This is a genomic window from Microbulbifer mixtoriginis (SeqCode) (assembly GCF_052466765.1).
Map to the genome: position 1 here is coordinate 2,672,480 of NZ_CP174289.1, position 24,252 is coordinate 2,696,731.

Genomic DNA, 24,252 nt, shown 5'->3' on the forward strand with positions numbered 1-24,252 from the left:
GGAAAATGAATTAATTGCTCACTTTATTGGATGTGTTTTAATTAAAGGAAACAAATCACTTGTTAAGCAGAAAACCTTTTTTATTTGTAGGGGGTTGATTGTTTTATATAAGGTATGATTTTTTCAACGTTGTGTTTAATTATTTTCCTCTTTTAATTTTTCAATAAGTAAGTCTACTCCCTGTTCAATAGCGCTTAATGTTTTTTTAAAGTCACTTGAGTCCCCAAAATAGGGGTCTGGTATGTTTTTGTTTGTTGTGTCTCCAGCAAAGTCTAAGAATAGATACAGTTTTGATTGATATTGGATTGGAGAAAGAGATTTAAGTGATTTTAGCGTCTCATTGTCCATTGCCAATATATAATCAAACCTAGAAAAGTCTCCCTCTCGGACCTGCCTTGCATGGAAATTTCTGAATGAATAGCCGTTATCCTCACCTAGTTTCAACGCTCGCTTGTCGGGCCTTTCGCCAACATGTTGATTAATAATTCCTGCAGAATCTACCAAAAAAGAAAATCCTGCGAGTTGTGCTTTGGTGCGAAAGACTGACTCGGCAAGAGGAGATCGACAGATATTACCTAAGCAGACAAACAATATTGAATAGCGAGGTTTGATATTCAAGTTAAATCCTTTTCAAATTAACCTGTAGTTTTGCAGGGTCTCTAATACAGAATGTCATTTTCTTTTAAGTGCATATCATTTATTGCCGATTCAACGGTTTGATAACTATGGTGAGAGACAGGGCTAAGCCCTTGCATGCCCCTCCAAAAAATGCTTAAAGACTTTCTAATTTCAGGATCTTTGACAACTTCGATAAGCCCTTTTTGTATCAGGTTAAAAGAGATGCTCTCTGGCAAGGGAATTTTATTTATAACTAATGGGTCAGTATAGATTTTCTCTCTATGCAATTGAACTAACTTGTCTTCTGCATCAGCGTACGTTTCACCCAGTGATTTGATTACTGCTTCATGGCCGGTACCTATATCGGCCTCTCCTAGGTATACTGCTTTTGCCGCCAAATTTTGGCAGCCGGCGAAAATTGACTTTTTGAAATGCAGAAATGGATGAATATTAAGTCTTTTTAAATGAGCTGCAGGGATTAAGAAGCTGGATGTGGAAAATCTATTTCCATAAGCAATCCTGAATTTTCCTGGATTTTTCTTTAAGTCAGAGAGGGACTTGATGCCGGATTCCTTGTTGACATAAATCTGAGAAAAATAATACGTGTCTTTTTTGCTATTTTCTGAGCGGTATGCAGCACAGGCAGGTATTATATGGTTGTTTTTTTTATGGGCAAAAATATATTCTACAGGCTTCATTAGGGCAATTTGAGAGTGATCATTACATATGTCATCATATTGCTCTAGGACAGTCATGCCATCCCTTACATTAATAAGAACTGTTCCGGTTGAATTTTCTGACAGCCAGACAGCTAATTTTTTTGAAAATAAATTAATGGTTGTGCGTATTTTTGATGGGGAGGAACCCTGATAAAAATCATTATAGTAAGTCAGATTTAAAATAGTCATGTAGGGCCACTTTGAGCTCTATATACCTACTACAAATAGGTGTTGCCTTTTAATTTTTTAATAAGATAAATTTCCTTGTTTGGCGTTTGAATCCCCAATTGATAGATAATTGAAGACCTTTTTGAAGAATAGACTCTTTTAACCGGAGTGGGTTTTTGGTGAGTGAGTAGTTTGAGTTGTGAATATTTATATATGATTTATCTATCAGAGAATAGGTGAGTCTATTGTTGCAAGAGATTTGGTTGATCAGTCTCTGTGGCTCTCCTATACCCCTATGGCATTTAAATATTTACTTAAAATTATGTCTTGCCCTATATTGAGGTAAACAAAATCAATAGATAGTTTTATGTCTGTATTCTCGTGAGATTGCATGTATTGAGTGTGCTACGGTTTTTATGTACGGCTATAAGTTAGCTTTAGTGTGATTCTTGAAGAGTTATTTGTTCTAGTATTTTTATGATATTTAATTTAGATGCACTGCATAATCATCCACGAGTTATTAAAGTTACATTGCTTTGCGTCACTTTCCTTAACCCAGATATAGAGCCTGCCACAATCTCCCCACATAACCTTAACATCATCGTCGGAATCAAACTGTAGAAGTAATTTCCAGTCATTTAGCTGGTCCCTTAGTTGTTTTGCTTTTTCTGAGGTAAAGCTTTCAGGTTCACCGCAATAGACGCCACCGCTAACCAGCGGACATTCCTCCTCCATGCAGTCATTCTGCACGGGCTTTGGGTAACCTCCCACTTGATGGTAAGGATCATCCCCATAATTATTCGCGATAAATTCATAATAATCGCAGTGATCTTCATCCGATAGTTCTGTGTAAGAAATATCTAGACGATCTAAGTCGGGGTAGCTGGTAAACGTAGAAGGCCTTAAATATTTGATTTCTGAAGCAACAGATTCGGGATCTATATTGAGGGGTAACGGTTGTTCAAAGGGTTCATCGCTACCATTTTCATAGATAACGGCCCATCCGTCCTTATCTTTTTGGGCAAAGCCCCAAGGACACTCTTCAAGGTCATAAAAAATAATAGTCGCCCCTGTTTAGGTAGCCAGTCAATACACTGGTCGGCATTAATTTCAGATAAATCCAGCTGGGCGATAAAGCTTGATCATTATTTCCTGGCCACTTAATTTACTGACAAACAATGGGAAATCCGCCTAAAAAGCTGTTTGTCTCAGTGGGGGAACCAAATAAGCGTAAGCATTCATGCCAAAGCTTTTTCACATCTTCAATCATTACAACATCCCTTTAATTTTGTGACAGAGAGGTAAACTTTGTACTTACAATCAGTGTTCTTATTTACTATTAATTAACACTTGTGTATTGAAAGGAAAGAATATACTGATTCGAGATGCGTTGTGATTAGATCTCTGCAAGTTTGAACTCGGCATCCGCGTCTGATTTTTTCCGAGAGCAGCCTATTCTTTCCTTCTGCCTTCTTAGTCTTATGACGAAATCCAATTTAAGCGGTGGGCAATAAGGCCCGTATATCATCAGGTACTGGCATGGATTTTCCAGCCTGCTGGTCTACCCAAACAATCTTAGCTTCACCGGTGGTGTAGAGTTTATCGGTGTTATCCGCATCTCTGATCTCGTAATAGCTATTAAAGCTACTACGCCCTGGATTACCGCCATACATACTAATCGTAATGTTGGCTGGAAATACCAACGGTAAATGAAAATTGGCTGAAGCATTGAGTAATACAGGACCATCCCCTTGATTACTGCTAAGAGCACCCGAGCTATATATCGAGGCTAGCCAGCTACAGCGACACTGCTCAAAGTAGGTGAAATAGGTGGCGTTGTTAATATGGCCAAAGGCATCCATATCACCCCAGCGTACAGCTAAGGTTTCCTGATGTAGAAGGTTGCGGGGGGCTTCATTCATTGTCATTACACTTAAATCAAAACAGTAAAGCGGTTAATTGTAATGGGCCGTCGAGGCTGTGAGTAGGTTTATATTTTATATTCTTAAGTGAATGCAAGACTGCAAGAAAACATCAATATTACTTTTGTCTTTTCTGCTTACTCCTACGTTGCGGCGGTTGACTAGTAGTAAGTGCCAGCAAAAAATAGTTGACATCAAATAGTTACTTGCCGGGCCGCTTCCGCAAACTGGAGCCGGGAAACCCATGGGAATGTTCGCAAGAAATCAGTGCTCCGTATTATTGAGGCAGCCGAAATACAGTCTCTCTGTGACAACGAATACGCCAAGCTCGTTAGTATACCATGGAATATCCAGGAGATAATGTGAAGTCAAAGAAAGTGACTTCTTTTTCGCAGGCGTTTAATGGTCGTGTGGTAAATTATAAATGGCTCTTGTATGTAGTGGACATGTAATCTTTATAGTTTTGTATCTTTGTTATAGGGCTGAAAGGTTTTTTAATTTCATATTTAAAATTTATGACTGCTTTGAAAGTGGTAGCCATTGAGGCTGGTGATAGTTTTAAAATATTATTTTAGTGGGAGGTCTCACTTACATGATGCACAGGAGTTAATATCCCGCGCATCATGATTGATTTTCTAAATTATTTTTGCTGGTTTATTCGGCTTCAACGGTAATTCGTAGTGTTCCAGAAAAGGGAGCCGATGCTTGATTGGGCTCCCACTGATTTTCGGGGATAATAATAACAAAAGTGGCGTTATCATCCGCGCAGTTGGACGCTTGAAGGACATTGTTGGTGATGGCTTGTCCGGCTGGAGCCGGTTCAGGAAGTGCACCATCATTCTGGTAGACCACATCGTAACTAATTGAAGTCCCGTCAGATCCAATTAAACTATATGTAGGGTCAGCACCATCATTTTGAAAGGTTATGCCATAAAGTGAAAACCCATTTCCGGCAACACAAAACCTGTCGTCGGCTATTGCGTCATTTCCCGGTGTGGGGTTTGAAATAGTGATTGGATCAACATTATCTATTGTGATAGTTGTATCAAATTGAAGGGTTATCAAACTGGTTGCACTATCTGTGGCTTGGGATAGCGCGGATGGAGTAAAGCCAATGGCTAATCCGGTAACTACTATGGGTGCCAGAAAATTTGCTGTAACAATTCTCATTGTGAACTCCCTTTCATATTAGATCACACAATATCTGTAAATCAATAACGACAAAACCAAATGAGAATGAGTGGTTTCTGTATTGAAATGTTAGTCGTGAATTTTCTGTGGAATCTTGCTGGGCGGTTATCTAATTATTTTAGAGAGATAACTACTAGTTATAGAGAGAGGTTTCTTATTTTTAGGTTGGGGCTTTGGCGGTTAAGTTGCTTTTATAAATATTCTAGTGAAGGTTGTTTTGAGGTTTCTGGATCTTTACACCTGTTGTTAGGCGGCGGTTTCAATTTTTCGGCGCCGGAAAATTTAAATCTGATAGGCTCAAGTGACCCCAATCACTAAGCAGACCGTTACCTAAAAGGTCAAATAGGGAATATTCACGAATCATTGGCCAAGGTCCGCCAAGCTATCAAAGTCAAAGGCGGCGGCAAAATTTGGTTAGGCAGTGACTCTTTAAATGTGCTGAAGTTGTTAGAAGATTTAATCGGTATAGTGGCGTCCCTCTCCGGTGCGCTTGCTACACACATGCATCCCAGTAATGGCAAAAAACCAGCCGCGGGATGCGGGAATCATTTGCTATAAAAGCAGTGGGGATAGCTTGGAGTCTCAACTTAAGCCAATAAGGGCCTAAGTTATTTATTGTGTTAAAGGATGTTATTTATGGAAAAGAATATAAACAGATACGCAATTTTTTCTGAAAGAATCCATCTTATGAATGGCGGACTAAAGAAATTCAGAGGTTCCGCACCTGCAGAAGAGGCGGTAATGTAGTTGGCAGAAGAAATTTCGAAATCTAAGAAAACCGAGTTTTATTCTTGATTGAGAGGGGCGGAGAGCTGGCAGAGAGAAAGTGCCTATCTTAACCAATAAAGTGCCTGTCTTGCGGGCACTTTGCTACAAACTTTATTCTTTTTGAGTATGAGGAATATAATTAGTTTTTAACCTCTTGATTTTAATATCTCATAGAGAGCCGTTATTTGTTCCTGCATCATGTGTATCCTACTTTTGAGTCCGGCCTCTTCTCTTTTTCCTCTGATGCTTAACTCCTTATCACGGTAGGACGATTTTACTAAATCCCTAAGCTCTATTTCAGCTTCTTCTTGTTTCTTTTGTAAGGCTGATATCTCTGCTAGGATATCAGCATCTTTAGACAGCCTATCAATAGTTTTGTCTTTATTTAGGATGGCTGCTCTTTTAGAAGTTTTACAAGATTCTAGCTCGTTTTCTATAGATTTTATTTTGTAGCTTATCCCATCCAGCTTTCTTTTTTCAGTAAGGCATATATTGAGCTGGCCTCCAAAAATCTCAACTTTCCCATTGCTAATTGCTAGTTCACCTTTTAGGTTCATATATGTATCTGAAAGTTTTATGTCTTTTTCTATTGTTTCAATTTTTGTTTTTAGTCTGTTATTTTCTGTTCTTATTTTATCTACTACAAATCTATCATATACAGTCAATATTCCTATTATGGCTGTTGTTGAGCAAACTATAAACGCAAAAAAATTTCTTGTGGCTTTGACCAGATTCCAATCTTCTTTTTTGTCTCTTGCTTGGTTATTTCGTTCAGGATCCAAGTTTTCTGTGCTCATGATTTAGATTGCTTGTCGTTCTTTCTGTAGAGATTTCATGTTTTAAATATGTGCAGCTCTTAATCGCTTCAGCAGTAGCTTTGGAGCTGGCTTTTGAGTATCCGCCCCCTCCAAGTATGACGGCGGGTATAGAGCGTTTATTAAGAGTTTTTAATGTTAATCTTTCTCTCTCCGCTATATCTTCGATAGTTAGACAAAGTCCTCCCAGCTTATCATTGGCTAAGGTATCCGTGCCTGCAACTACAAAAGCTATCCGGAATTCATCGTCTAATTTCTCCAGTGCTTCTCTATATCGACTCAAATACTCAAGACCTTCTGTGCCTGGCATCAGAGGAACTGAAATATTTACACGATCACGCGTATAACCCGATGTAGGATAAATGCCGGAATTGTAGATATCTAAAATTGTTACGTTTTTATTCTCCATGAATGTGTAAGCGTTCCCATTACCGTGGTGGGCATCCGTATCGATTATCAATATTTTATCTTCTGGCTTTAGTGTTCCATCTTTTATCATTTGCTGATAGCAAATACCAATATCGTTGTAGATGCAAAATCCTTCCATATTTTGTTGCATGGCATGATGATATCCTCCGGATAGATTCCAGTAGAAGCCACCGTTACAGATTGCATTTTTTGCACCTAGCATGGTTCCAGCTACACCCCAGCGCATAGGAGAAAGTACCCTCTTATTCAGCAGGGAAAAGCTAATGAAGGGAATCTTGGGAACTTCTAGTGCCCTAAAAATAAATACGGGATCCCTCACTTTCTTTCGCATCATACTGGAAAGAAAAGAGTCTACTAAATCCATATTGATTGGTCTTGCAGGTTCAATGAAATTTATTTCAGGATTGCTTTTTAAAGCATTAAATATCTTTTTAAACTTCATTCCATCGAACGGATGCAGGTAGCTTGCTAGCCCTAGTCGTATATTAAAGTTATGGCTATAAATCACATTCATACTGTTGAAGCCCTTTCTGATGCTAATTCTCGGGCAAATTGCAAAATTTGATTTGGAGTCCAAATACCTCGTCCTATAAACTTTCCAAGCCTACTATACTCTTGAGCAGATGGATAAAAACTAGGCTCCTTTCCGCACGCAACCTTTAGACACTCAGCGACAACGCTAGAACAGTTGTATCGCGCTAATTGATATCTTGGAATATTTCTTTGAAGATCTAAAATGAAATCTTCCAGCGCTTTCGTATTGGCATTTGGAATTGTCACTGTTATTGGTTGGCGATTTCCTTCCTCTCGAATATCTTCATTAAGTGCGCTTATGAATTGCCCAGGCTGGCTGGTTTTGATTTTTAAATCCTTTTTATTTGCTCCTTCTTCTGGCCAGAAGCTGACATAGTTTCCTTCAAAGGATAATGAGGCGTGCCCAACCATATTGCCATGGGGTGGCCAAACGTGAACTTTTAACAAAACGGTCTCCTTTATACCAAGTAAAAATTTATTCTTGCCCTGTCCTTCATGGGCATCTTTATCGATAGTTTTCTAATAAAAGGGGAGGGTTAGCTCTAGGCACATAATTGATCCCATATTTATGATTTCAATCGTGTTCACAACCTTTGCGGCAGATGCTTAAACCTATCATGAAGGGGTCTGAGAGAAAAACACCTTTAAAAAAGCGTAATTCTCAGTATTAGAAATTTGTCAGATTATATTTCGAACAGTGAAAGTGGTTGGCGGTCACTCCTCCCCAAGCCTGCCGATTTTTGGCGTTCTTTTAGTTGATGAAATGAGATTGGGCCGTGAGGGCCTGAGCTGGTGCGGGGTTTGGTTAAGAGTTGGATTTCACACTTTGAAGAGTTGCGAAGAGAAGTGAAAGGATATTGCACAGCCGGAAGGCTTGCGGAGTAGCAAAGAGTCAACGTGATTTTGCGTTGACACCGTGTTGACACTTTGGGGGAATTTACCGCCAAAACTTTAAGGGCGGTAGAATTAAAAAACCCGCGAAAGCGAGTGCTTGCGCGGGTTTAAAAATGGTGCCCGGAGGCGGAATCGAACCACCGACACGGGGATTTTCAATCCCCTGCTCTACCGACTGAGCTATCCGGGCTTTGCGATTTTGCTGGGCTTCCCCTGCGTCGCGAGGCGCGTATTAAAGCCTTATCGCGGGCCTGAGTCAACCCCTTGATTGTAAAAAGTTTTTTTTCTTTTGGGGGGAGGCTTTGCGGGGCCCGTTTACTGCTGTTCCGGGGGCACGTAGCCGTCGGCTGTGTCGTACTCTTCACCACTCAGGAACTTCATCATCTGCTCGCTCAGGTAGGCGCGGCTGGAGGGTTCCATCATGTTGAGGTGCTTTTCATTGATCAGCATGGTCTGGTGTGACATCCACTCCTGCCAGGCTTTTTTGGAAACGTGCTCGAAGATATCGATGCCTTTGGGGCCGGGGAAGGGCGGTGCGTCCAGGCCTTCCAATTCCTCTTGGTACTTGCGGCAGAATACGGTTCTGGACATGGACTCCTCCTGGTTCTAGTCGGCCGTAGTTGGGGCGAGCAGGGGTGCCTGCAGCGCCAATAGTTGTTTTGCCAGCTTTACGATCGGGGCGGGTAGCCCCAGTTCCTGGGCCGCGCGGGCGCGGTTTAGTTGCCGCAGTTTATACCAGCCGGCGCCGCTCTCCGCCACCTGGGTGGAGACTTTGTCGAGCTGTACCCACAGCGGGGTAATATCCAGGTGGAAGTGAGTAAAGGTGTGGCGCAGCAGCGGCAGCGTTTGTATTTCACTGGCGCGCCAACGTTGTTGTTTGAGCCAAGCCTTGGCATCTTCTGCTTGGGGAGGGCACCAGAGGCCGCCCCAGATGCCGCTGGCGGGGCGCTGCTCTAGATAAATTTCGCCCTGGTATTCCAGCAGTAACAGGGTGGCGCTGCGCACCGGTTTTTCCTTGCGCGGTTTTTTGCCGGGGTAATCCTGCGGATTGCCTTGGGCGTGGGCCACACAGGATTTCTTTAACGGGCACTCTTCACAGTGGGGTTTGCTGCGGGTGCACAGGGTGGCACCCAGATCCATCATCACCTGGGTGTAATCGTTAACGCGTTTGTCCGGGGTGTAGGTCTCGGCCAGCTCCCACAATTGATTGGCCACGGCACTCTGTCCCGGCCAGCCTTCCACAGCGTGGAAGCGCGCCAGTACCCGCTTTACATTGCCATCCAGAATCGGCGCTCTGAGTCCCATGCTGATACTGGCGATAGCGCCTGCGGTGGAGCGGCCAATGCCGCTCAGTTCGGTGAGCGCTTCTACATCCTGTGGAAATTCCCCACCGTGTTCCTGCAACACCGTCTGTGCACATTTATGTAAATTGCGCGCGCGGGCGTAATAACCGAGCCCGCTCCAGTGGGCCAGTACCTTATCCAGCGGCGCGGTGGCGAGGCTCTCCAGGGTGGGAAAGCTCTGCATAAAGCGCTCGAAGTAGGGGATCACCGCGCTGACCTGGGTCTGCTGCAGCATGATCTCGGAAACCCACACGCGATAGGGATTGATATTCTGCTGCCAGGGCAGGTCCTTGCGCCCGTGTTTGTCGAACCATTTGAGAACGGCGTTTTGGAACTGCTTTGGGGTCATGGAGATACTGCGGGCTGATGTTTGTGATGGAAACCTTGGGCTGTGCGCGGGGTAACCTTGGTGCACTTTGCTTTGAGCCTTAGCGGCTGAAGAGATTTTTCATGGTTTCTTTCCATTCGTCGACCTTTTCTTCTACCCAATCACCATATTTTTCCTTGGTGTTGTATTGAAGCTCTGTTGTGCACAGGGTCTTCAAAGCGACTTATGCCGGGTGTTGCCGTATCTATATCTTCAAAGTCAGCCTTGCGGCGCCGTGGCAGCGGGTCGATGCGCCAGCGGGTTATAAAGAGAGGGATACCGCCTGTGCGGTCAATGGAGGGGTAAACGCGCTATCAGATCAGCATTGATCGGTTGGAATTTGAGCGGAGGAGATTACTATCTGCCCGAAGCAGAAATTGTCTCTGCTAGAAGCTCCCCGACGGCTGCGAATAGCCTGGGGGAGCTTCCACTAGCGTTGCGGACACTGGGTGGACCGCCCTGGTGAAAATTCGGTGAGGGCAGGCCTTGCTGCCCATCTTATCTAGCTCAGACTGAGTAACACCGTGACGACCTGCGCTTAGCGTTCAGACCTGAATACCCTCTTCCGGCACATAGAAATAGCCGACAAAGTGATAATTTGTGGCAGCCATACCATAGTTATGGTTTGCCGTCTCCAGCTGCTTGGGCAGAATCACAAAACCGGGCCCGTAGTTTTTCACTCCGTGAGCGCCTGGTTTGTGCGTCCAGTAGCCGGTTTCCGGGTCTCGCCGGTACCAGTGGTGATCGGTTGTGGACTTATACAGGGCAACACAGTAATAACCTTTGGTGAAAGGCGGGGGATTGTTTGCTGGGGCGTTGGCTACATAGGCCATCCCATCGCGTTTGGCGCCCTCAATCAGACGGTCATTATCCAAGCCCGCGACATAGCCGGAGTTGGAGCCAGGGTCTGGCTTGCCCTTGTGGGGCTTCTCGCAGTTTGCGGCCCAGGCATAGCAGTTCACGTGGTGGTTACCCCAGGCCTCCTCTGCAGGTGTGTTTTTCGCAGCGCTAGTAACCAGCTTGGTGATCACCTGTTTGGATTTATTGTCTTGCGCTCGTTGCATTAATGGCATTTGTTATTCCCTTTATATGGCCGATCAAGCTTGTACTGATCTTGGGAAAAGAAAGTGCAAGTAATAAGGAAATTGTCGCGCAATGGGAAAAAATATAAATAAAAGTAAAGGATGGCCGGGGTGATGTAGAAGCACCTGATGACAGCTCCCGGCACCGGCTAGGGGCCGAGTTATAACCCCGTTCTTTAACGGTTTATTCGCACTCTATGCGCTTCGCGGTCATTGGTTGCTGCAATTTAGCGCGGTGTTTTTGTCGTGGCTTTGGCGCTATGGAGAGGATTCGGAGATGGAATAGCGTGCAATATTGGGGGCGGAGATGCGCACCGGGCGAAACCCGGTGCGGCTTACATTAACGGCCGAAAAGATTTTTAAGTTTTTCTTTTAGTTCGTCGACTTTTTCTTCCACCTTATCGCCATATTTTTTCTTGGCTTTGTATTTCAGCTCTTCGCGCACCAAGTCATCGAGGCGGCGGCTGTCGGGTTTACAGGTTGTTGGACCCACATCGTCGAAGTCGCCTTTGCAGCGCAGTGGCAGCGGGCGGTTGCGCCAGCGTTTGTTTTTTACGGTGCAGCCATCGGCGGAGGTGCTCTCACCCACTAGAGCGAGGCCGAGGGCAAAGTCGAAATCCTGTTTCTTCAGATCCACCTCGCCATCGCCGGTCATGGCGATATTCTCGATGCCGGCGAGAATTTCGGTCACTTTCACTTCGTCCCCTTTCACCGCGATTGTGGCGCGCACATCCTGCAGATCGGTCTGGGCGGGCCAGTTCCTCTCCGGCAGTGGAGTATTCTCGGCGTAGCTGAACAGCTGGCACATGCTCTTCTCGAGGTTGAACGGTGCTATGGACAGCTCTTTACTGGACACATTGACGGCGGCGCGCAGGTTCTGCTGCAGATCTGTGGAGGTCTTGCCCTTGGTCTGCCCGTCCCAGTTGACACTGGCTTCGCCGGCCACCTGCACTTTTTCATTGGGGAACAGTGCCTTTTGGACCTTACCGATATCCACACCGACAAGGCCGCCGCGCACCTGTCCCTCTGCCGTTTGGGCGCGGGCATTGAACTGGCCGTTGCTATTGAGCTGGCCGCCGTAGAGGTCGGCACTGAGTTTTTGCAGCTGGTAGAGACCGTTATCCACGGTGAGCAGAATTTCGGGGCTGTCCAGCTGTAGGCCGGCGGCTTGTAATTGGTCCAAGGCCAGGTTGATATTGGCGTTAAAGCCGCGCAGATCACTCAGAGGTAGGGGCTCGGCGGATACCTGTTGGGTACCGGCTTTGGTGGTGGCTTTCTTTTCCGTCTGTTGGGCGCTCAGGGTCTCCGCGGAAGTTGGGGTCTGGGTAGACTCCACACTCTGTGCGGTGGCTTCAGTAGAGGGCGCCTTGGTTGTTGACTCTCCACTGGTTTTTTCGTCCTGCTTACCACCTTTTTCATCGGCGGGTGGCAAGTAGTTGTCCAGATTGAAAGCGCCGCCGCGCAGACTCAGATCTAACCCCGGCATCTCCGCATTGCGCAGCTGGGCGTTGCCATTAAAGGTGGTGCCGTCGAGTTGCAGTTGCAGAGGGGTCAGGTTGATCTTTTGTTCGGTGCCTTCGATGCTGGCTTCGATACTCAGCTTTTGCAGTGCGGCGCTATCGCGGGTCACTATTTCACTGCCGGTCAGCTCCAGCCAGGGGCGCAGGGGGTCGGCGCTGGCGTTTAGATTCATCTGCACGCGCCAGGGCTGGTTGCCGTTGTCGCGGCGCACATAGCCGCGCAGGTGCATCGTGGCTTTGGCGTTGTTGTCGGAAGTGAGCACCAGCTGCAGAGGTTGCAGGCGCAGGCCGTTGAGGCCTTCATCCAGGGCCAGGGTGCTATCCATTTTGAGTTTGAGCGGGTAACGTAAGTCGCTGCCTGTCACGCTGGCATCGGCGTTGAGTCGCCCAGGCTCGCCGCCGGGCACCAGGTTGTCGGCGATTATGCTCAGGTTTTCAACCTTGTAGGCCTTGCCGCTGCGGGCGTCACTGTAAGAGAGCAGGCCTTTTTCAATTCGCAATTTATCCAGGCTGAGCTCAACCTGTTGCGCGGCGGACTCTTGCGTTTCCTTGGGAATCTCCAGCTTGGGTGGTTGTTTTTTCTTTGCCTCCAGAGCCTCACTGATCAGCTCCCAATTACCGCGCCCCTCTTTGTCCACGGAGAGTTCGATCTGCGGTGCCACCAGCACGATTTCCTCGGCTTCCACGCGGCGCTGCAGCAGTGGCTTGAGGGCCACACCCACGGCGATTTTGTCGGCGCGCACCAGGGTCTCTTTCGGCAGCTGCAATGGCGCCATGGTGACATCATCTAATTGCAGCCCCAATTTGGGCCACAGCTGCCAACCGATATCGCCCTGGAGTTGCAGGGAAATGCCCTGTTTGGCGGCGAGTTTTTCCAGTTGCGGCTTGTATTGATTGATGTCGAGGCCGGCCAGCAGCCAGGCGACAGCGCCGGCGAGTAGCAGGAAAACGACCAATAGAGCGATAAATGTGCGCTTGATCCAGGCCATGGAGTGGATTGTCCCTGTGTTTTTTTAGAAGGTACGTCGAGCGTGTATTAATACTTCAGACGCCGCGGTGGGGGTTGATGTTCCCACAGGTGTTCACCGAGAGCCTATCCGGGAAGTGTAGGAGATGCAGCCCCGCGGAGCTGGGTGCGCCGCGGAGCCATTGAAGCAGTTGTGGCTTAGAAAATAAACCGCACGCCGGCTTCGATACTGCGGCCTGGAGCCGGGGCATAGTCGCGCAGCAGAGAGGTGGAATTGCGGATTTCTTCGTCGAGCAGGTTGCGGGCGCTGGCGAAGAGCACCGCGTCGCTGCCGCCGATATTGAGGTTGTACTCGGCGCTCAGATCCATGCGAGTGTAGCCATCGGTGGGCTCCTCATAGGCACCGGCGCGGTCCTGGTCCGCCGCCTGTACGGTGCGCCACTCCCAGCCCCACTGATCGTATTCGGCCCCCAGGGCCAGGCCCATACGCAGCGGCGGCATACGTGGTACATCGGAGCTTTCGCCGGCGATGGCATCATCGAAGCTGGCGCGCACCATATCGCCAAACAAGGTGACATAGTGGCCTCCCTGTAAGGGGAAGGTCACCGAGGCCTCGGCACCGTAGAAAGTTGCATCGCGGTTGGCATAGGCATAGACCGGTAATTCCTCTTCCTCACCGCCGGTGTTTTGCGCGTAGATATAGTCACCGATCTGGTTGTAGAACACACTGGCCTCAATACGCGCAGCGTGCCAGCCGTTGGCGGCTTCGTTGTGGTGGTGATAACCCAGTTCCAGGTTAACGCCGTTCTCTTTATCCAGCTGGCTGTTGCCCAAGAGGTAGCGGGATTCCGCCAGGTGCGCTCCGTCGGCAAACAGCTCCTCGGCCACGGGCGCGCGCTCGGAGTGGGTAGCGCCGAAGCTGATATGCTGATGCTCGGCGAGGAAGTACTGCAGCGTCGCGCTGGCGCCGATCAGGTTGTAATCGCGGTCGCTGGCGGTTTCCGGATCTATATCCACTCGCTCCAGGCGGGCGCCCAGATCCAGATGCCAGTTACCCCACTCGCGCTCTTTCATGGTGAAAAAGCCAGCGCTGCGGGTGCGCGAAGGCTGGATAAAGGCTTCGTTACCCACTGCGGCAAAGTCTTTATCGGTCAATTGCAGGCCGTAGGCACCGCGCCAGCCGTTGCCGGCATCGTGGGTTATTTCAACCCGGCTCTCCCAGGCCTCGTTGGTGAAGCGGGTGCCCGGATTACCGGCATCCAGCTCTACATGCTCATAATCGTTGTAGCCGATGCGCAGGCTCAGTTTGTCCCAGTAATCGCCGTCGAAGCGGTGCTCACCTTTCAGGTCATAGCGGGTTTGCACCAGGTCGATACGTACCGCATCGATCTCACCGGCCTCGGCGTGCTCCTCGTGTTCATCATGGTCGTGATCATCGTGGTCTTCACCCGCATGGTCTTCATCGTCATGGTGATGCTCATGGGTGCCCAGGGGGATGCCGTAATTGTTTTCCAGTCGGTTTACGGAGAAGCCGATAAAGCCGCTGTCGGTGATCCAGGAAACGCCACCGCTATAGCTGTGGGCGCGGGCATTGGTGTTGCCCACGAAGCCATCGGTGTTGAAGGCCTCTTCGTGTTCGCCTTCTTCTCCGGCGTGCTCTTCATGATCATGGTGTTCTTCATGTTCATCGTGCTCAACGATAGCGAGGCCCGGGATTTCGGTATTGTCATTTTCCCGGTAGACACCGTCCACATACCAGGCCAGCTGCCCGGCGCCACCGGTGAAGCGAAATACCGAGGCATCCTGATTGTCGGCGCTGTTGTGGCGCAGCTCTACGGCGCCTTCCACTTTCTCGGGCACGGTGGTGGGAATGCGTCCGTCGGTAATATTCACCACACCGCCCACGGCGCCGCTGCCGTAACGCAGGGCGGCGGGGCCGCGCAGTATTTCAATGCGCTCGGCCAGTAGGGGTTCGATGCTGGCGGCATGATCGGCGCTGGTATTGGAGGCGTCGGACACATCCAGATTGTCACTGAGTATTTTTACCCGGTTGGCGCTTTGGCCGCGGATAACCGGCAGGCCCACGCCGCTGCCGAAGGAGGCATTGGCGACGCCGGGCTGGTCTTGCAAAGTCTGGCCCAGGGTTGCGGCTGCTGATTTGCGCAGTGCGTCGCCGGAGAGAATAGAAACTGGTGCCGCCACAGCATCGGCGGGTTTATCCAGCGGCGATACGGTAACGTTGACCTCTTCCAAGGGCGAGTTGTATTCAGCGGCGTAAATAGTGGGCGCAGCCAGGCTGGCAATGGCCAGGGCCAGAGTATTGAACTTGATCATTTGTTTTTTTATGTCCTGTCACAGGCGGATGCTGCCGTACGCGCACAGGCGCGGGCATCCACAAAAATAAATTGTTGGTTTTTTTAGGGTTAGCTGAGAGACAGGGACAGGGGAGGGGCGCGTGCGCTCTGGCGCTCCGGCTGGCGATCGCGCGCTGCTAGCGCAGAGGGCCGGTTGCAGTGACTTTGGGGCTCAGCCTGAACGAGCAGTGGCTCGCTGCCGAGTGCTGCGGGTGAATGCATGCAGCACAGGTCACACAGTTCCACTTGGCTGTTACCAAGATGGAAGTGCTCCGCCCACAGCGGCTGAGCTGCTACTAATGCAAGTAGCAGGAACAGGCTGGCCCAGTAATGGGATTTTCGGCGCTTTAAGGTAACCATACCGCGCATGATAGGTACTTACGGTTACGAATCAAGTTTCATCTGACACTAGCGAACCACAGAGGGCCTCATTCATCTTATAATCTGCGCCCTCTGTCTTATTGCTCATAAAAGGAACGCTTTCGATGCGCAAGGCTAGCGTCACCCGCGACACACTGGAAACCAAGATTCAAGTCAGCGTCAATCTGGACGGCCAGGGGCACGGCCAGTTTGCTACCGGCGTTCCTTTTCTCGAGCATATGCTCGATCAAATTGCCCGTCATGGCATGATCGACATGGATATTCATTGTGATGGGGATACCCATATCGACGACCACCATACGGTGGAAGATATTGGTATTACCCTCGGCAAGGCCATTACCCAGGCTCTGGGGGACAAGAAGGGCATGACCCGTTATGGCCACAGTTATGTCCCCCTGGATGAAGCCCTCTCCCGCGTGGTGATCGATTTTTCCGGCCGTCCCGGTCTGGTGATGGATGTGCCTTTTACCCAGAAACGCATCGGTAATTTTGATACCGAGTTGTTCTATGAATTCTTCCAGGGCTTCGTCAACCACGCATTGGTAACAGTACATATCGATTGCCTGCGCGGCCACAACGCCCACCATCAGGTAGAGACGGTATTCAAGGCCTTCGGCCGCGCCCTGCGCATGGCGCTCACCCTGGACCCGCGCATGGCTGGCACCATGCCCTCTACCAAGGGGGTGTTGTGATGGGCAAGATCGCGGTCCTCGATTACGGCATGGGCAACCTGCACTCGGTTGCCAGTGCTCTGGATAAGGTGGCGCCGGAAGCCGAAGTGGTACTGGCGCAAACCCCGCAGCAGGCCCAGGGGGCGGAGCGTTTGTTGGTACCGGGGGTGGGCGCCATTCGTGACTGTATGGCGGGATTTGTTGACGCGGGCTTTGCGCCGTTGCTCAAAGACGCTATCGCGGCGGGTACACCGGTATTGGGTATCTGCGTGGGTATGCAAATCATGATGCGCCACAGCGAGGAGAATAACGGTATCGATTGCCTGGATATCTTCCCGCAGCCGGTTAAATTTTTTGCCAGCGACCTTTTAACGGTGAAGGGTAGCGAACGATTGAAAGTACCGCATATGGGTTGGAATAAGGTGCAGCAAGTTCGCGAACACCCTCTTTGGGAAGGTATTGAAAATGGCAGCCGTTTTTATTTTGTACACAGCTATTATGTTCCGGCAATAAACAATGATGAGATAGCGGGTAAGACTCAATATGGCCTCCCATTAGCTGCCGCAATGGGTAGAGGAAATGTCTTTGTTACCCAGTTTCATCCGGAGAAGAGCGCGGATACTGGCTTGAGATTGTTGAAGAATTTTGTCAACTGGAATGGCCGGGCCTGAGTTGCCACTATCTATCTTGAAATATTGAGTTAACTGCTGACGGAAACAGAGAAGCATGATTGTAATACCCGCTATTGATATGAAAGATGGCAAGTGTGTGCGTCTACGCCAGGGGGAAATGGATGATGTCACCGTATTCTCCGAGGACCCATTGGCCCAGGTTGAGGAGTGGGTTCAACAGGGAATCAAACGTTTGCATCTGGTGGATCTTAATGGTGCCTTTGCCGGCAAGCCGGTGAATGATGAAATCATCACTGGAATTGCTAAGCACTTCCCTGACTTGCCGGTCCAGATTGGAGGAGGGATTCGTGACCTGCACACGATTGAGAAATATCTGGAGGCTGGAGTTAACTGGGTAATTATTGGTACCGCTGCAGTGAAGTCTCCTGAGTTGGTACAGCAGGCCTGCAAAGAATTTGAGGGACACGTTATTGTGGGGCTGGATGCAAAAGATGGGCTGGTAGCTACTGAGGGTTGGGCAGAAGTGTCTGAGCTAAGAGCCACGGAACTGGCTAAACGCTTTGCTGACTGTGGGGTGAGCTCAATTATCTATACGGATATTGCCCGCGATGGCATGATGCAGGGGGTCAATTTAGAGGCCACTTTGGAAATGACCCAAGCGACTCACCTGCCGATAATTGCTTCCGGTGGTGTCAGCAGCATCGAAGATATCGAGAGATTGCTAGATACCGGAAAAATTTACGGGGCAATTACAGGGCGGGCAATTTACGAAGGGAAGTTGGATCTGCGCGAAGCGCAACAACTTTGTGATCAGCGGAATACATAATGGCGTTAGCACAGCGAATTATCCCCTGCCTCGATGTTGATGCCGGACGTGTAGTTAAAGGTGTGAATTTTGTCGATATCCGCGATGCTGGTGATCCGGTAGAAATTGCTCACCGCTACAACGAGGCCGGTGCCGATGAAATTACCTTTTTAGATATCACGGCGACCCACGAACAGCGCGATACCATTCTGCACACCGTGGAAAAGATGGCCAATGAGGTATTTATTCCACTCACCGTGGGCGGCGGGGTACGCTCCTTACAGGATATCCGCAACCTGTTAAATGCTGGCGCGGATAAGACCGCGATCAACTCTGCAGCGGTAAAAAACCCTGAGTTTGTGCGCGAGGCTGCTGAACGATTCGGCAGCCAGTGCATCGTAGTGGCGATAGACGCCAAACAGGTGGGAGAGAACCGCTGGGATATATTCACCCATGGCGGGCGCCAGCCCACCGGCATAGACGCTGTGGCCTGGGCTCGGCAGATGGCGGAGCTGGGTGCTGGGGAAATACTGCTCACCAGTATGGACCGAGATGGCACCAAGAACGGTTTTGATTTGGCCCTGACCCGCGCGGTCAGCGAGGCGGTGCCAGTGCCGGTCATTGCCTCCGGTGGCGTCGGCAATCTCCAGCACCTGGCCGAAGGTGTTCTGCAGGGTGGCGCCGATGCGGTGCTGGCGGCCAGTATCTTCCACTTTGGAGAATACAGCATCGCCGAAGCCAAGGCGTTTATGCAGGAAGCGGGAATAGAGATGCGAGTTTAGCCTGTGGGCTGACGAAGGCTGGATGTCACTGCTGGGACGGATGCGCTGGCGGCGGGCTTGAGCCCGCCGCGCGCCAGTTACTACTGTTTATCTGCGCGGGCAAAGCGTTCGCGCAGACCCCGGTCCCTGTGAGCGTAGAGATTCAGCCCTTTAAGTACATTGAGTGCTTCGAAGATCTGGTTGTCGCGATCCATCCAGTTGTCGCTCTCTCCCTCTTCCCGTTCCCGCGCGCGGTCTTCTGAGGTGCGATCAGCCCCGCCGTTGCCATTGTTCAAATGGCCGGCCAGGTCCGCCTCGGTGGGGCGCTGCATATCTTTCAAACGGGTGATCTTGGCCCTTTCCACAACAATATCTGGCGTGATGCCCTGGGCCTGGATGGAGCGGCCATTAGGGGTGTAGTAGAGCGCGGTGGTGAGTTTGATGGCGCGTTCGCTATTGATAGGTATCACGGTCTGTACCGAGCCCTTGCCGAAGCTGTCGGTGCCCATCACCACGGCGCGGCGATGGTCCTGCAGGGCTCCGGCGACAATTTCTGCCGCCGAGGCGGAGCCGGCATTGATCAGCACTACCAGCGGGGCGCCTTCGGTGAGGTCGCCGGGTTCGGCGGAGTAACTCAGGTTGGCGGCCTCATTGCGGCCTTCGGTGTAGACCACCAGCCCTTCCTCAAGGAAGGCGTCGGCCACTTCCACCGAAGACTGCAGCACGCCGCCGGGGTTGTTGCGCAGATCGATAATCAGGCCTTTGAGCGCCCCTTTCTTTTGAAGTTTGATCAGCTCTTCCGCCACATCGGCGCCGGTATCCAACTGAAACTGGCTGATGCGCAGATAGCCGTAGCCTTCATCGAGCACCTTGCTGCGCACACTGCGCACGCGCACGGTGTCCCGCTTGAGGGTGACGTCGAAGGGCTGTTTGCGGCCCTTGCGGGCGATAGTCAGGGTGACGCTACTGCCTTTGGGGCCGCGCATCCATTCCACCGCCTCATCGAGGCCGACCCCCTTCATGGATTTGCCGGAGAGGCGCAGTATCACATCACCGGCTCTGAGACCCGCGCGCGAGGCGGGAGTGTCATCCATGGGGGTGATCACAGTGATATGGTCATCTTCAATGCCCACCTCAATCCCCAGGCCGGCAAATTCGCCGGTGGTGTTGGCCTGTAGATCGTCGAAAGAGCGGCGGTCCAGATAGGAGGAGTGGGGATCGAGTCCTTGCAGCATACCTTTGATGGCGTACTCCAATAAGGTGCGATCATCCACCTCTTCCACATAGCCCTGACGGATCTGTTCGAACACCTTGGCGAAGCTGCGCAGGTCTTCGAGGGGGAGGCGCCCGCTGTTCTCGGTGGCGAGATTGGGTTGTTGGCCACCTTCGCTGAGACCCATTAACGGCAGGGCTGTGAGGGCGGCGGCTCCGAGAAATGTGGTGAGCGCCTTGGAGATGAACATGTTGTTGTGACCTCTGCCTTATTTCTTCGCTGCTTTGCGAAAGTGTAGACCGCAGAGATTGGCAGGGATTCTAATGCGCCGCCAAATTCTACTGTGCCACAGGCTTAGTCGTGAAAAGCCCAACTGCCTTACAACTCCCTTTTGCACTGGTGCACAAGTCCGGCGTCAGGGGAAAAAATGGGCGTATCGTCACAGAAGAGAGCGGCAAAGTTTCAGCCACGGCACCAGCCGGTAGGATCACGGGCCTGGCCGCGATGGCGTATTTCAAAATAAAGCCCACTGTGGGTGAGGCCGCCACTGTTGCCTACCCGAGCGATAGTGTCACCGCTCTCCACCCACTCACCGACATTGCGGCTGAGGGATTGGTTGTGTGCATAGAGGCTCATATAGCCATCGCCATGATCGACAATCACCAGCATGCCGTGGCCGCGCAGGTAATCAGAAAAGACGACGCGCCCGCGGTGGATTGCCTGCACGGGCTCCCCCTCGGCGGCGCGAATAATCACCCCCTTCCAGCTGATTCCATTGGCGCGGCGCTGTCCATAAGCATTGGCGCGGCGGCCCTTGACCGGCCACTGTAATTTTCCCCGCTGCTTTGCGAAGGGTTTGTGCTGGTCCGGATTTACCAGGGTGGCGATCGCGCGCCCGACTTCATCGATCAGGGTCTGCAGGCGTTTTCGGTCCCCTTGCAGTTGCTTGAGTTCACCACCGCCATTGGCGAGCCGCGCCGCGAGTTTTTCCAGGGTGCGCTTGCGTGTTTGTTGCGCGCTGCGCAATTTGTCCTGGCGCTCCTGCAGCTGTGCCCGTTCCGCCTGCAGGCTATTGCGCTCGCGCTCGATCGAGGCGGAAACCGTTTCCAGCGAGGCGAGGGTTTGCAGGTAGTTGTCGATAACGCGGCTGCGTTCTTGGAGGAAGTAATCGTGGTAGCGAAGTTGGCGGGCGATATTCTGTGGATTTTGTTGGTTGAGAAGGAGCTTGATCTGTTCTTGTCGGCCCAGTCGGTAAGCGGCGGCGATCTCCTGCTCGACCCGCCGCTGCATACTTCGTCGCGCTTCTTGCAGCTGTTTCTGCTCTCGCTGCAGTTCGCGCAGCTTGTCCGTGCGGCTGCGCATATCCCGCTTGATCTGGTCTATGCGCTGGTACAGCCCGGAGATATCTTTCTCGTTCTCTTCCAGATCCTTGAGCAACTGGTCGCGCTGGCCGCGCACCTGGTTGAGCTCCTGTTGCAGGGAGTCGATGCGCTGCTTGATTTCCGCGAGGCGTGCCTGCTGGTCCGCTTCCGCCTGGCTCCAGGCGGGCAGTGACAGCAGGGCAATCAGGAAGAGTACGAGAGTTTTCATCAGTCCATTTTTACCAAACTGTGGCCGGTCATTTCCGCCGGCTGTGGCAGATCCATCAACGCTAACATGGTTGGCGCCACATCCGCCAGACTGCCTCCGTCACACATTTGCACATTGCGTTCGCCGATGTATACAAAAGGCACCGGCAGGGTGGAGTGCTGGGTACTGACCTGGCCGGAGTTAGTGTCGAACATCTCTTCCACATTGCCGTGGTCGGCGGTGATCAGCACTTCGCCACCGGCGCTCAGGGCTGCATCCACGACACGCTCAACACATTGGTCCAGGGCTTCTACCGCTTTTACTGCCGCTTCAAAAACACCGGTGTGGCCGACCATATCACCGTTGGCATAGTTGCAAATAATGGTGTCGTACTCGCCGCTCTCAATCGCCGCGACCAGCTTGTCGGTTACTTCCGGCGCGTTCATTTCCGGCTGCAGGTCGTAGGTGGCTACGTCCGGAGACTTGATCAGCTCGCGGGTTTCGCCGTTGTAGGGCGCTTCGCGGCCGCCGCTGAAAAAGAAAGTCACGTGGGCGTATTTTTCGGTTTCGGCAATGCGTAGCTGGGTCTTGCCCTGGGCAGACAGATATTCACCGAGGGAATTCACCAGGTTTTCCGGTGGGAAGGCGCAGCTGGCGTGGATGTCTGTGGCGTATTCAGTGGTCATGACAAAGTCTGCCAGCTTGGGCTGGGCCTTGCGCTCGAAGCCGCTGAAGTCTGCTTCGGTAAAGGCGCGGGTCAGTTGGCGTGCGCGATCTGGGCGGAAGTTCATAAAGATCAGAGCATCGCCATCTTTGATGGGAGCGGGCTCGCCGATCACTGTCGGCGCAACGAATTCATCATTTTCACCGCGCTCATAGGCAGCAGCTAATCCCGCCAGGGCGTCAGTGGCTTTGTGTTCTGCGGTACCCAGGGTGAGCATGTCGTAGACAGATTCGGTGCGCTCCCAGCGCTGGTCGCGATCCATAGCAAAGTAGCGGCCTGCCAAAGTGGCCATGTGGGCATTGCCGACGGTGTCGCACACCTGCATCAGGCGCGCGATGGAGGGCTCGGCGCTGCGCGGCGGCGTGTCGCGGCCATCCAGGAAAGCGTGTACGTAAATGGCGCGGGCTCCGCGCTGGGCCGCCAGGGTCACCATCGCGACGATATGGTCCTCGTGGCTGTGTACGCCGCCCTCGGACAGCAGTCCCATAATATGTACCGCGCCGTTGTTGGCGATGGCCTTATCTACCGCAGCGGTGTAGGCGGTATTGCGGAAGAAGTCGCCGTCCTGAATGGCCTTATTGATACGGGTGAAATTTTGGTAAACCACACGGCCGGCTCCTAGGGTCATGTGTCCCACCTCGGAGTTACCCATCTGCCCTTCGGGCAGCCCCACCGCCATACCGGAGGTCTGGATCAGGGTCTTGGGGCGCGTCGCCCAGATTTTGTCCCACACTGGAGACTTCGCGGCGCGAATGGCGTTGTACTCGGCATTGTCGCTGTGGCCGAAGCCGTCCAGAATCAGCAGGACCAAGGGGCGTTTGTGCGGGGCTTGCGAAGCGGCCATAGCGACGGATTTCCTCTATCGGGTGGTTTGGATTGCGGACGCGGATTTTAACCCGTTCGGCCATCGTTTAACTACGTCGAATAGTGTTGGGTGAGTCCATTTGAGTCTATATCCATGCCGTTGGAGTATGATTTTGCTGGTTAGAAATTCGCCACAATCGTGTATACTCCCGCCAGCTTTGGCGCAGCTGCGCCGTAACGATAACCACGATGGATTTTGGGGGCGGAGTGGATTTTTTCGTTTTTTTAAGTGAGCAATGGCTGCTGGTCGGCCTGCTCGTGGCACTGCTCTATGCGCTGGTTCTGAGCGAGCGTTACAAGGCGGGCGTGCCGGTTTCCCTGCACGAAGTGACCCGGCTGATCAACAGTGATGGGGCCAAGGTGTTGGATGTGCGCGATCGCAGCGAGTTTACCGCCGGGCATATTGTCGATGCACTGCATATCCCCCACGGGGAAGTGGCCGAGCGGTTCGCCGAGCTGGAACCCTTTAAAGATAAGGTGGTGATTGTCGCCGATAAAATGGGTCAGCACGCAGGCCCTGCGGGCCGCCTACTTAAGCAGAAGGGCTTCCAGGTACGTCGCCTACAGGGCGGTATGAGCGAGTGGAGTAATCAGAATCTGCCCCTGGTCAAAGGCAAGGGTTAGCTCAGTAGTTTTATAGATGGCTTTAGGCGGAGTTTTATTATGCAGGATGTAGTCATCTACACCACCCGTTTTTGTCCCTACTGTATTCGCGCCAAGCAGCTGCTCGACAGCAAGGGCGTGAATTATCGCGAGATTGCGGTGGACAATAAACCTGAGCTGCGCGCACAGATGGCGGCCAAGGCTGGGCGCCGGTCGGTGCCGCAGATTTGGGTCGGCGACTTCCATGTGGGCGGTTGCGATGATCTGATGGCCCTTGAGCGCAGCGGTAAGCTTAACGGCTTACTTAAGTCAGCAAGCTGATAAAGGTTGACGCCGTG

General features: G+C 51.2%; 23 protein-coding genes, 1 tRNA gene and 1 pseudogene. 6 read left to right on the forward strand and 19 right to left on the reverse strand.

Annotated features, from left to right (window positions below):
• Positions 1-135: 135 nt before the first annotated feature.
• The 16 genes and pseudogenes from ACJJIV_RS11860 to ACJJIV_RS11930 all read right to left on the reverse strand — a co-directional run bounded on the left by ACJJIV_RS11860 (position 136) and on the right by ACJJIV_RS11930 (position 16,060).
• Positions 136-618, reverse strand: a complete 483-nt coding sequence (locus ACJJIV_RS11860; protein ID WP_444889083.1) for a low molecular weight protein-tyrosine-phosphatase — start codon at positions 616-618, stop codon at positions 136-138.
• A gap of 41 nt (positions 619-659) precedes the next feature.
• Positions 660-1,526 (reverse strand): PhnD/SsuA/transferrin family substrate-binding protein, encoded by an 867-nt coding sequence (locus ACJJIV_RS11865; protein WP_444889084.1) that lies wholly within the window; start codon positions 1,524-1,526, stop codon positions 660-662.
• 468 nt (positions 1,527-1,994) lie between these two features.
• The gene (locus tag ACJJIV_RS11870) at positions 1,995-2,567 is read right to left on the reverse strand and encodes a DUF1963 domain-containing protein (RefSeq protein WP_444891715.1); all 573 of its coding nucleotides are present in this window, start codon (positions 2,565-2,567) and stop codon (positions 1,995-1,997) included.
• Positions 2,537-2,638 (reverse strand): annotated as a pseudogene (locus tag ACJJIV_RS21525) (hypothetical protein); the annotation flags it as partial. The pseudogene ACJJIV_RS21525 and the gene ACJJIV_RS11870, both read right to left, overlap by 31 nt.
• A 363-nt stretch (positions 2,639-3,001) precedes the next feature.
• The gene (locus tag ACJJIV_RS11875; RefSeq protein ID WP_444889085.1) at positions 3,002-3,427 is read right to left on the reverse strand and encodes an acyl-CoA thioesterase; all 426 of its coding nucleotides are present in this window, start codon (positions 3,425-3,427) and stop codon (positions 3,002-3,004) included.
• 654 nt (positions 3,428-4,081) lie between these two features.
• Positions 4,082-4,597, reverse strand: coding sequence for a hypothetical protein (locus ACJJIV_RS11880; RefSeq protein ID WP_444889086.1), 516 nt, complete (start codon positions 4,595-4,597; stop codon positions 4,082-4,084).
• A 935-nt stretch (positions 4,598-5,532) separates the two neighbouring features.
• A complete protein-coding gene (locus tag ACJJIV_RS11885; RefSeq protein ID WP_444889087.1) occupies positions 5,533-6,183 on the reverse strand; it encodes a hypothetical protein in 651 nt (216 codons plus the stop codon).
• Complete coding sequence (locus tag ACJJIV_RS11890; protein WP_444889088.1) at positions 6,158-7,144, reverse strand: histone deacetylase family protein; 987 nt, start codon at positions 7,142-7,144, stop codon at positions 6,158-6,160. Before ACJJIV_RS11890 ends, ACJJIV_RS11885 begins: the two co-directional genes overlap by 26 nt.
• The gene (locus ACJJIV_RS11895; RefSeq protein WP_444889089.1) at positions 7,141-7,611 is read right to left on the reverse strand and encodes a hypothetical protein; all 471 of its coding nucleotides are present in this window, start codon (positions 7,609-7,611) and stop codon (positions 7,141-7,143) included. Before ACJJIV_RS11895 ends, ACJJIV_RS11890 begins: the two co-directional genes overlap by 4 nt.
• Before the next feature lie 561 nt (positions 7,612-8,172).
• Positions 8,173-8,248: transfer RNA gene (locus ACJJIV_RS11900), tRNA-Phe, on the reverse strand.
• Between the two features lie 125 nt (positions 8,249-8,373).
• A complete protein-coding gene (locus tag ACJJIV_RS11905; RefSeq protein WP_444889090.1) occupies positions 8,374-8,649 on the reverse strand; it encodes an oxidative damage protection protein in 276 nt (91 codons plus the stop codon).
• Positions 8,650-8,664: 15 nt separating this feature from the next.
• A complete protein-coding gene (mutY, locus tag ACJJIV_RS11910; protein WP_444889091.1) occupies positions 8,665-9,750 on the reverse strand; it encodes an A/G-specific adenine glycosylase in 1,086 nt (361 codons plus the stop codon).
• Between the two features lie 563 nt (positions 9,751-10,313).
• Entirely contained in the window at positions 10,314-10,841 is a 528-nt protein-coding gene (locus ACJJIV_RS11915; protein WP_252083777.1) for a hypothetical protein, read from the reverse strand.
• Positions 10,842-11,190: 349 nt separating this feature from the next.
• A complete protein-coding gene (locus ACJJIV_RS11920) occupies positions 11,191-13,359 on the reverse strand; it encodes an AsmA family protein (RefSeq protein WP_444889092.1) in 2,169 nt (722 codons plus the stop codon).
• 176 nt (positions 13,360-13,535) lie between these two features.
• Positions 13,536-15,671, reverse strand: a complete 2,136-nt coding sequence (locus ACJJIV_RS11925; protein ID WP_444889093.1) for a TonB-dependent receptor — start codon at positions 15,669-15,671, stop codon at positions 13,536-13,538.
• An 89-nt stretch (positions 15,672-15,760) separates the two neighbouring features.
• Positions 15,761-16,060 (reverse strand): hypothetical protein, encoded by a 300-nt coding sequence (locus tag ACJJIV_RS11930; RefSeq protein WP_252083774.1) that lies wholly within the window; start codon positions 16,058-16,060, stop codon positions 15,761-15,763.
• A 116-nt stretch (positions 16,061-16,176) separates the two neighbouring features.
• On the opposite strand from ACJJIV_RS11930, the gene hisB reads away from it, so the two are divergent.
• From hisB to hisF, 4 genes are read left to right on the forward strand one after another with little or no spacing between them, the layout of a single operon-like run.
• Positions 16,177-16,764 carry an imidazoleglycerol-phosphate dehydratase HisB gene (hisB, locus tag ACJJIV_RS11935; protein WP_444889094.1) on the forward strand — a complete coding sequence of 196 codons (588 nt, stop codon included), beginning with the start codon at positions 16,177-16,179 and terminating at the stop codon, positions 16,762-16,764.
• Complete coding sequence (gene hisH / locus ACJJIV_RS11940) at positions 16,764-17,414, forward strand: imidazole glycerol phosphate synthase subunit HisH (RefSeq protein ID WP_252083772.1); 651 nt, start codon at positions 16,764-16,766, stop codon at positions 17,412-17,414. Before hisB ends, hisH begins: the two co-directional genes overlap by 1 nt.
• Positions 17,415-17,469: 55 nt before the next feature.
• Positions 17,470-18,201 (forward strand): 1-(5-phosphoribosyl)-5-[(5-phosphoribosylamino)methylideneamino]imidazole-4-carboxamide isomerase, encoded by a 732-nt coding sequence (gene hisA, locus ACJJIV_RS11945; RefSeq protein WP_252083771.1) that lies wholly within the window; start codon positions 17,470-17,472, stop codon positions 18,199-18,201.
• A complete protein-coding gene (hisF, locus tag ACJJIV_RS11950; RefSeq protein WP_444889095.1) occupies positions 18,201-18,962 on the forward strand; it encodes an imidazole glycerol phosphate synthase subunit HisF in 762 nt (253 codons plus the stop codon). Before hisA ends, hisF begins: the two co-directional genes overlap by 1 nt.
• 80 nt (positions 18,963-19,042) lie before the next feature.
• Here the strand turns inward: hisF and ACJJIV_RS11955 are convergent, their stop codons facing one another.
• From ACJJIV_RS11955 to gpmI, 3 genes are all read right to left on the reverse strand, one after another.
• Positions 19,043-20,404, reverse strand: coding sequence for a S41 family peptidase (locus ACJJIV_RS11955; RefSeq protein WP_444889096.1), 1,362 nt, complete (start codon positions 20,402-20,404; stop codon positions 19,043-19,045).
• Positions 20,405-20,616: 212 nt separating this feature from the next.
• On the reverse strand, positions 20,617-21,744 hold the full coding sequence (locus tag ACJJIV_RS11960; RefSeq protein WP_444883127.1) for a murein hydrolase activator EnvC family protein: 1,128 nt from the start codon (positions 21,742-21,744) through the stop codon (positions 20,617-20,619).
• Positions 21,744-23,291 carry a 2,3-bisphosphoglycerate-independent phosphoglycerate mutase gene (gene gpmI / locus ACJJIV_RS11965; RefSeq protein ID WP_444889097.1) on the reverse strand — a complete coding sequence of 516 codons (1,548 nt, stop codon included), beginning with the start codon at positions 23,289-23,291 and terminating at the stop codon, positions 21,744-21,746. Before gpmI ends, ACJJIV_RS11960 begins: the two co-directional genes overlap by 1 nt.
• 227 nt (positions 23,292-23,518) lie before the next feature.
• On the opposite strand from gpmI, the gene ACJJIV_RS11970 reads away from it, so the two are divergent.
• Together ACJJIV_RS11970 and grxC are read left to right on the forward strand one after the other, a co-directional pair.
• Entirely contained in the window at positions 23,519-23,935 is a 417-nt protein-coding gene (locus ACJJIV_RS11970) for a rhodanese-like domain-containing protein (RefSeq protein WP_444883125.1), read from the forward strand.
• A gap of 39 nt (positions 23,936-23,974) precedes the next feature.
• A complete protein-coding gene (gene grxC, locus ACJJIV_RS11975) occupies positions 23,975-24,235 on the forward strand; it encodes a glutaredoxin 3 (protein ID WP_444883124.1) in 261 nt (86 codons plus the stop codon).
• Positions 24,236-24,252 lie beyond the last annotated feature (17 nt).

Bases quoted from the DNA above. Each gene is read 5' to 3' on its own strand.
- ACJJIV_RS11960 (WP_444883127.1), bottom strand. From the start codon at position 21,744: ATGAAAACTCTCGTACTCTTCCTGATTGCCCTGCTGTCACTGCCCGCC.
- hisF (WP_444889095.1), top strand. From the start codon at position 18,201: ATGGCGTTAGCACAGCGAATTATCCCCTGCCTCGATGTTGATGCCGGA.
- hisB (WP_444889094.1), top strand. From the start codon at position 16,177: ATGCGCAAGGCTAGCGTCACCCGCGACACACTGGAAACCAAGATTCAA.
- ACJJIV_RS11875 (WP_444889085.1), bottom strand. From the start codon at position 3,427: ATGAATGAAGCCCCCCGCAACCTTCTACATCAGGAAACCTTAGCTGTA.
- ACJJIV_RS11865 (WP_444889084.1), bottom strand. From the start codon at position 1,526: ATGACTATTTTAAATCTGACTTACTATAATGATTTTTATCAGGGTTCC.
- ACJJIV_RS11925 (WP_444889093.1), bottom strand. From the start codon at position 15,671: ATGATCAAGTTCAATACTCTGGCCCTGGCCATTGCCAGCCTGGCTGCG.
- ACJJIV_RS11885 (WP_444889087.1), bottom strand. From the start codon at position 6,183: ATGAGCACAGAAAACTTGGATCCTGAACGAAATAACCAAGCAAGAGAC.
- gpmI (WP_444889097.1), bottom strand. From the start codon at position 23,291: ATGGCCGCTTCGCAAGCCCCGCACAAACGCCCCTTGGTCCTGCTGATT.
- ACJJIV_RS11880 (WP_444889086.1), bottom strand. From the start codon at position 4,597: ATGAGAATTGTTACAGCAAATTTTCTGGCACCCATAGTAGTTACCGGA.
- ACJJIV_RS11930 (WP_252083774.1), bottom strand. From the start codon at position 16,060: ATGCGCGGTATGGTTACCTTAAAGCGCCGAAAATCCCATTACTGGGCC.
- hisH (WP_252083772.1), top strand. From the start codon at position 16,764: ATGGGCAAGATCGCGGTCCTCGATTACGGCATGGGCAACCTGCACTCG.
- hisA (WP_252083771.1), top strand. From the start codon at position 17,470: ATGATTGTAATACCCGCTATTGATATGAAAGATGGCAAGTGTGTGCGT.
- ACJJIV_RS11905 (WP_444889090.1), bottom strand. From the start codon at position 8,649: ATGTCCAGAACCGTATTCTGCCGCAAGTACCAAGAGGAATTGGAAGGC.
- ACJJIV_RS11890 (WP_444889088.1), bottom strand. From the start codon at position 7,144: ATGAATGTGATTTATAGCCATAACTTTAATATACGACTAGGGCTAGCA.
- mutY (WP_444889091.1), bottom strand. From the start codon at position 9,750: ATGACCCCAAAGCAGTTCCAAAACGCCGTTCTCAAATGGTTCGACAAA.
- grxC (WP_444883124.1), top strand. From the start codon at position 23,975: ATGCAGGATGTAGTCATCTACACCACCCGTTTTTGTCCCTACTGTATT.
- ACJJIV_RS11955 (WP_444889096.1), bottom strand. From the start codon at position 20,404: ATGTTCATCTCCAAGGCGCTCACCACATTTCTCGGAGCCGCCGCCCTC.
- ACJJIV_RS11920 (WP_444889092.1), bottom strand. From the start codon at position 13,359: ATGGCCTGGATCAAGCGCACATTTATCGCTCTATTGGTCGTTTTCCTG.
- ACJJIV_RS11915 (WP_252083777.1), bottom strand. From the start codon at position 10,841: ATGCCATTAATGCAACGAGCGCAAGACAATAAATCCAAACAGGTGATC.